Genomic DNA, 6,835 nt, shown 5'->3' on the forward strand with positions numbered 1-6,835 from the left:
TTGATCGAGTGCGTGGTCGAGCGTGCGCGCGCCGCGCTGCAGGCGCGCAAGACCCGTGAATGCGAGCACGCCGAACAAAGCGCAGCCCAGCGCGGCGACCAGCAAGGCAAGAGCGAACACAGTCTGAGCGGTCATCGTCAGTCCCTCAGGCGCGCAAGGCGATACAGCAGGAAAGCGCCGAGCATTTGCAGTCCCAACGCCACATACACGAGGCGCTGGCCGAACGGGTCGGACCACATCGCCTCGAAGTACGACGGGCTGGAGATGATCACCACGCCGCCCACTAGCGCCGGCAACAGCCCGAGCACCCACGAGGACAAACGCGTCTCGGTGGACAACGCAATCAGCTCGCGCTCGGCCTGTTCGAGATCACGCATCAGCGCGGCCATGCGCTCGAGCATCACGTCGGAGCGGCCGCCGTATTTCACGGAGATACGCAGCACCGAGCCGACCAGCTCCAGCTCACGCACGTGATACACCGAGGCCACGTGCTTGAGCGCCACATCGATTTCGACACCCGAGCGCAACATCCGCGAAACCCGGTCAAGGCAGTCGCGCAAAGGCGCGTCGGTGGTCGTGAGCGCGGCCTGGAACGCGGCTGGCACGCTGTTGCCAATCGTGATGAGCCGCACGATGCCATCGAGGAATACGGGCAACTGGCGCGAGATACGCTGATAGCGCTTCTGTGCGCGCCATGAGAGAAATGCAAATACGCAGAGCACGCCGAAGGCGATGAAACCCAGCCCGACGAGCCAATGTGTACGCAGACCGACCCAGCACGCGCCGGGCAGGATCACCGCGCAAGTGGCCGACAACAACGTGCGTTGACTGGCGATGCCCGCGCGGCTCATCAGGTTGCCAAAGCCATAAGCGAGGCGCGCCTGCAGATGACGCAAGTTTTCGCGCACGCCGTGTGGCGCAGCATTCGTCGGCATCGCCGCGGGACCGGCAGAACGCTGTCGCTGGCGAGGCAACGACGCCTCGCCGCGCTGCCCGTTCTGGACCGGTGCCGCGCCCGGTACAGCGCCGTGCGCCGACGCCACGCGCCGGTCGACAAAACGCTCCGTCAGCGCACGTTCGCGGGTGTCCTGTGCGCGCTGCCACAGCAACAGCCCGCCCGCCGCGCACAGCAGCGCCACCACCAGAACGAGCCCGATGCCGCTAGACATTAAAGCCTCCTCCCGAGGAGCGCCCGAAGCCACCACCGCCGCCGCGCCCGAAGCCATCGTTGAAGCTGTCGCCGTCTCTGTCGTTGCCTAGCGCCTGCCGGTATTTGGCCAGCTTCGGCGAGCTCGGATGAATCCCGAGCGAGACCCAGTTGTCCAGTTCCTCCCCACCGTCCCCCACGACCGGTTCATAGCGGTACAGCTCCTGCGTCGCGACGATGTTGTCGGAGAGCCCCGTCACTTCCGTCACCGACAAAATCCGCCGCCGGCCATTGGACAAACGCCCGATCTGCACGATGAAATCGATAGCGTTCGCAATCTGCCGCCGCAAGCTCGACTCCGTGCCCTGGAAGCCGGCAAAACCCGCCAGCATCTCGAGCCGGTAAAGACATTCGCGCGCTGAACTGGCGTGAACGGTGCCCATCGAACCGTCGTGGCCGGTGTTCATCGCCTGCAGCATTTCCAGCACTTCACCGCCGCGCACTTCACCTACGATGATCCTGTCCGGCCGCATCCGCAGCGTGTTGCGCAAGAGGTCGCGGATCGACACCACGCCAGCTCCGTCGAACCCGCCCGGACGGCTTTCGAGCCGCACCACGTGCGGGTGGTTGAGCGAGAGTTCGGCGGTGTCCTCGATCGTCACCACGCGTTCATGCTTGGGGATGAAAAACGCGAGCGCGTTGAGCAGCGACGTCTTGCCCGAGCTCGTACCGCCCGACACCAGCACGTTACAGCGCGCGGCAACCGCTGCGTCGAGCAACGCGCAGATTTCCTGGTCGAAGGTCCCGTTCGCAAGCAGGTCGTCGGGCCGCAACGGATCGCGGCGAAACTTGCGTATCGACACCACCGGCCCGTCGAGCGACAACGGCTCGATCACCACGTTCACCCGGCCGCCGTCAGGCAGGCGGGCATCGACCATCGGATTCGATTCGTCCAGGCGCCGGCCAATCGGCGCGAGAATCCGCCGCACGATCCGCAGCAAATGCGCGTTGTCTGCGAAGCGCACCGGGATCTTCACGAGCATGCCGTGGCGCGAGACGTAGACGTCGTCGAAGCCGTTGATCAGGATGTCTTCCACGGCCGGATCGGCGAGCAGATCCTCGATCGGTCCGAAGCCGGCCAGCTCCTTGGTCAATGCCTGCGCCACCAGCCGCACTTCGCTCTCGTTCAGCGGAATGCGTCGCAGCCGCACAAAACCGTCGATCTCCAGATCGACGAACTGCTGGATCGCCTGGCGCGACCAGCGTCCGAACTCGGCCCCCAGTTCCTCGATCCGCGTAAGCAGATGTTCGTGCGCCGCGTTCTTGATGTCCTGGAACTGCTGGGTATGCGCGAACGAAGTGGCGTCGTCGGCGAACTCGATGTCTTTTGCCATCGTCTATGACCGCTTTAAAAAAGTGGAAAAGAGCCGCTTGAAGAGTCGTTTGAAGCCGCTCGCCGCGTCGACGGAAACCGCCGTCTTCTGCTTCGGTGCAATGGGTTCCGCGCCGTCCGGCAACGGCCCGGAGGTGGCTGTGATGCTGTCGGCCACTGCTGCTTTCTGGCCGCCGAGCCGCGCGACCAACGGATCGAGCGCACGTACATAAGCATCGCGTTCGGCGATATCCGCCAGCAGGCGCCCCTGGTTCACCGCGCGTCCGAGCGCCTGCGCGCGAGCCGGCAGCACCGCGAGCAACGGCAAGCCGAGCCGCTCGGCAATTTGCTCTGCGCCGAATTGCAGCGTCGGGTCGAACTTGTTCACGACCAGATGCAGCTTCTGCGGCGCATCGGCGGTGTCGCGATCCTTGGGCGCGTGTGCGTCTATATCGTGGAAACGCAAGCCTTCCAGCAGCTCCAAGGCCGAAACCGCCGACGCCACGTTCGGATCGCAGACGAGCCACACGTGGTCAGCCGCCCGCACCACTTGCGCGACGAACTCGAGGTTCGTGAAACCGCCGAGATCGACGATCTGGTGATCGAAGAAGGTCCGCAGCCGGTTCAGCAGATTCACCGCCGACGCATACGACACCTCGCGCATCGCGGTGAGATCAGCCGGCAGCGTGGTCACGGCAAGGCCGCTTGCGTGACGCCCGAAGGCGGTGTGCACGAAGGTCTGGTCGAAGCGGCGCAGGTTGCGCACGGCATCGACGAAATTGAACTCGCTTTGCGTGTCGAGCAGCACGGAACTGTCGGCGGCGGGTATGCCAAGGTCGAGCAGCGCGGCCGTCTTCGACGCCGCCGTGCCGCGCTTTTGCAACTTCACCGACAGATTGGCCGCCAGCGTGCTGACACCCACCCCAATGCGCGCGCCGAGCAGCACCGTGATGTGGCCGTGTCGGCTGGACATCTGTTCGGTGTGCGCCGACCGGCTCGCCTGCTCGATCAATTGCTGCGCAATCCGTAATGCCTCGGCGGCCTCGCCTTCTACGTCGATGAAATCACGCACGCCCGCGCGCAATGCCGCGATCGCGCTGGCCGACTGCTGCAAGGATCCAAGCGCAACGATAGCGACGCTCGGGAACGCGTCGTGCACGGCGCTCGCCATGGCGGTCGCGCTCGCGATGCTGGCCTCCGGTGCTTCGAGCGGCGCACGGGCGAAGTCGATGAACACCAGCGTGGCGCCCAGCGTCGAGATCTTCGGCATGAGCGCGACGGCATCATACGGCACATACTCGAGCGCGCCCAGCGTGCCCAGCGCGTGCGCGAGCCACGCCCGCCGCCCCGCATCCGAGCAGACGCACAGGAAGCGTACGCCGGGCGCACGCGTTTCCACGTCAGTCAAAGATTGAACTCTTGCGTTCATCGCCGCTTTCTCCTGCCGTATCGGCGCGGGCAACACTGCCTGCATATCTCATCTCCCCCGCTGTTCCGAACGGACTTGCACGCGCCTTCACCGCCTGCCCACAGCCCCTTTTGTCAGACCGGACGCCCGTCATTTCGAGAACCCCGGCACCGCTTCACGCGACGCAAAACCACCAATGAACGAGCGCCACACAGGTCCGTCGCGCCGCTCGGCCTGCTCGCCGGGTGTCGCGGGAAGGACCGCGCCCTTTGCGATCGGCGAGACCAGATGCGGCGTCACGATGATCACCAGCTCGCGATCGTTCTGCGTGTACTGCAAGGTCTTGAAGAACGCGCCGATGACTGGCAAATCGCCGAGCAACGGTACCTTGTCGACGTTCGATGCTGTCTCGCGATCGATCAGGCCACCGATCACGAAGCTCTCGCCATCACCGAGTTCGACGGTCGTATCCGCGCGCCGGGTGGTGATCGCCGGCACCGAAATACCGTTGATGGTCAGCGCGTGCTGAAAGTCGAGCTGACTCGCTTCGGGTGCGACTTTCAGCGCGATCCGCTGCGGACCGAGCACGGTCGGCGTGACCGTCAGCCCAATGCCGTAGGGTTTATAGACAATGCTGATCGTGCCAAGCGACTGCGGCACAGGGATTGGAATTTCGCCGCCGGCGAGGAAACTCGCGCTCTGCCCCGACAATGCGACGAGCGTCGGCTCGGCCAGCACGCGTGCCAGGTTGTTCGATTCAAGCAGGCTCAGGTTCGCGAAGATGCCGCGGGAACCCAGGTTCACGATCAGGTTGAAGGCGCTGCTGATAGGTGAGGTGGCCGAAACCTGCAAGTTCGTGGTCGCGCCGCCCGTATATGACGTCAGCGACGAAGGTGCAAAAGTGCCGAATGCAAACGCGTTGTTCTGCTTGAAGAGATTGAAGCCCGCTTCCTTCAGCACGGTCTTGCTGAACTCCACGACCTTCACATCGACCTGAACGACGGGACTGGTTGCTATCGTCGATGCATCGAGGACGGTGCCGTCCTTCGCGCCCCCAGCCGCAAACGGATCCGGCGCGCTGTCGCTTTGGCCTGCGGAATTCTTGCCGACCGATCCCGCCGGTACATCGGACGTGCCGCCGGCTTTTGCAACCGACTCGTTCGCCACGGCCACTGCGCGCTGATGTGATTCCATCGTCGCGGCGGACCCTGTGATCACCGCCGTGCGGCCAAGCACGTTCACTTCGGGCGTATCGCTGCCGAGCAATTCGCGGGCGGCCAGTGTGGTGACGTTGATCGTATAAGTACGCGGCGCGGTTTGACCACGCTCCCAAACCATCATTTCAGTGCGTCCGGCGTTTTTCCCCACCAGCAATAAACCACCGCTTGCACCGCTGCTGCTCTTGAGCCAAAGCACGTCCGCGACCGTCGGATCTCCCACGGCTACGCGCTGCAACACGTGTCCGGTTGCGATCTGCTTCTGGGAGCCGACTGCGATATCGATAACCCGCGACGCCTGGGATTCGGTCGCACCGGTGGCAGGCCTGGCAGTCTTCGCGCTGGCGACTGGACCCGACGCACACGCGCAGACCAGCGCGGCGAGCAGTACCCGCCGAGCGCCAGAGACGCTACGTCCTCGATAAGCAACCTTGGCTCTCATGATTTTTTATGTATTGACTGCGTACTGCGGTGTCGCCATATGGCGGCATGGCCCCGACCTTTCTTTTTATACTGGCTGCTGCAATTCATCCATCCAACGTGCTTCTATTCGCGTTTACGGCAGCGCTGGCGTTTTCAGTACGCCACATTTTCCCTACGTGCACCGCGAATCAATTCGAGATCATTCGATGCCGCCTGGACACGCGGCGCACGCACCGCTGGCATGGCCGGCAACGGCGGCAGAGCGGGTGTCGTGTGCGCCGCCCGCGCGCTATGAGAACCGGCCAGCGCCTCCAGCGACAATCCCGCTGCGGCGCGATTCGCACCATTGTTCGGCATCCTTATCGATGCCAGAAGAGGGGCTATGGCGAACGGCTCGGCCGTATCGGTATCGGCGGGATTGCGCAGCGCCAGCACCAGTCGGCCCGCGCCTTCGGCGAGCGTGAGCGCGTCGATGTCTGCGGTACGCACGGCCAGCACCGCCGTGCGCGCACCCGTGCTGCGCGGAGCATTAGCCGCGTTTGCTGCGGCATCGGCAGCGTCGGACGTGCCGGGCAGCGTCGCGTCGCCGAAACTGAGCACGCGCACTCGCGACAACAACAGCCGCGCCTGCGTCGCATCCACCTCTGCGTCAGCGCCCGGACCGGCAGACATATCGCGCTTGAGCATGAAAAACACATCGACGAAATTGCCCGGCCGCACTCGATTGCCCACTGCGTTGCCCTCGTCGACCCGCACGGCGATGGCACGTTCGCCGGGCGCGACGGCATCGGCAAGTCCGGTCGTGAGGTTCGCCTCGGCGAGCGGCGTGTTCGCGGCAATCGCGACGAGCGGCACGCGCCCTACCAGCGCGGTAGCGTCGGCAAACTCGCCAGCTCCGCGCGATGGCGCCATCCGCAAGGTCAGTGCATCGGCCTCGATCGGCTTGCCGGCGGGCAGATCGCGCGTGGCCACGACCACGGGGAAACTCGGCTGACCCTGCACGATCTGCGGCACCGGCGCCGGTGGACGGCGCGAGATGGACCACGCGAAAATGCCGAGCAGCACGGCGAGTGCGATCAGGAAAACAGCGAGGATGCGAGTGATGTTAGCCATGATGGTCGTGGTCGTTTCAAGCGTGAACCCCACTCAAAACAGGTTCTCCGGGTTCAGTTGCACCATGGCGCTGGCGGTGAGACTTGCTGGCAACGGCAGGCCGATCAAAGGCAGCGAGGGCACCAGTGGCCGGCTTGCGTAGTTGTAGATGAGCG

5 protein-coding genes are annotated in these 6,835 nt (G+C 64.5%); all 5 read right to left on the bottom strand.

Going from position 1 to position 6,835, the window contains the following annotated elements; translation table 11 throughout:
* Positions 1-137: 137 nt before the first annotated feature.
* The 5 genes from EOS_RS41315 to cpaB all read right to left on the bottom strand — a co-directional run bounded on the left by EOS_RS41315 (position 138) and on the right by cpaB (position 6,680).
* The gene (locus EOS_RS41315; RefSeq protein WP_047898024.1) at positions 138-1,169 is read right to left on the bottom strand and encodes a type II secretion system F family protein; all 1,032 of its coding nucleotides are present in this window, start codon (positions 1,167-1,169) and stop codon (positions 138-140) included.
* Positions 1,162-2,541 carry a CpaF family protein gene (locus tag EOS_RS41320; protein WP_047898025.1) on the bottom strand — a complete coding sequence of 460 codons (1,380 nt, stop codon included), beginning with the start codon at positions 2,539-2,541 and terminating at the stop codon, positions 1,162-1,164. The genes EOS_RS41315 and EOS_RS41320 overlap by 8 nt, the downstream gene beginning before the upstream one ends.
* A gap of 3 nt (positions 2,542-2,544) precedes the next feature.
* Positions 2,545-3,948, bottom strand: a complete 1,404-nt coding sequence (locus tag EOS_RS41325; protein WP_152693270.1) for a fimbrial protein — start codon at positions 3,946-3,948, stop codon at positions 2,545-2,547.
* Positions 3,949-4,077: 129 nt separating this feature from the next.
* Entirely contained in the window at positions 4,078-5,586 is a 1,509-nt protein-coding gene (locus EOS_RS41330) for a type II and III secretion system protein family protein (RefSeq protein WP_047898026.1), read from the bottom strand.
* A gap of 134 nt (positions 5,587-5,720) precedes the next feature.
* A complete protein-coding gene (gene cpaB, locus EOS_RS41335; RefSeq protein WP_047898029.1) occupies positions 5,721-6,680 on the bottom strand; it encodes a Flp pilus assembly protein CpaB in 960 nt (319 codons plus the stop codon).
* Positions 6,681-6,835 lie beyond the last annotated feature (155 nt).

The sequence above is a fragment of the Caballeronia mineralivorans PML1(12) genome (assembly GCF_001028175.1).
Taxonomy (GTDB): Bacteria; Pseudomonadota; Gammaproteobacteria; order Burkholderiales; family Burkholderiaceae; genus Caballeronia; species Caballeronia mineralivorans.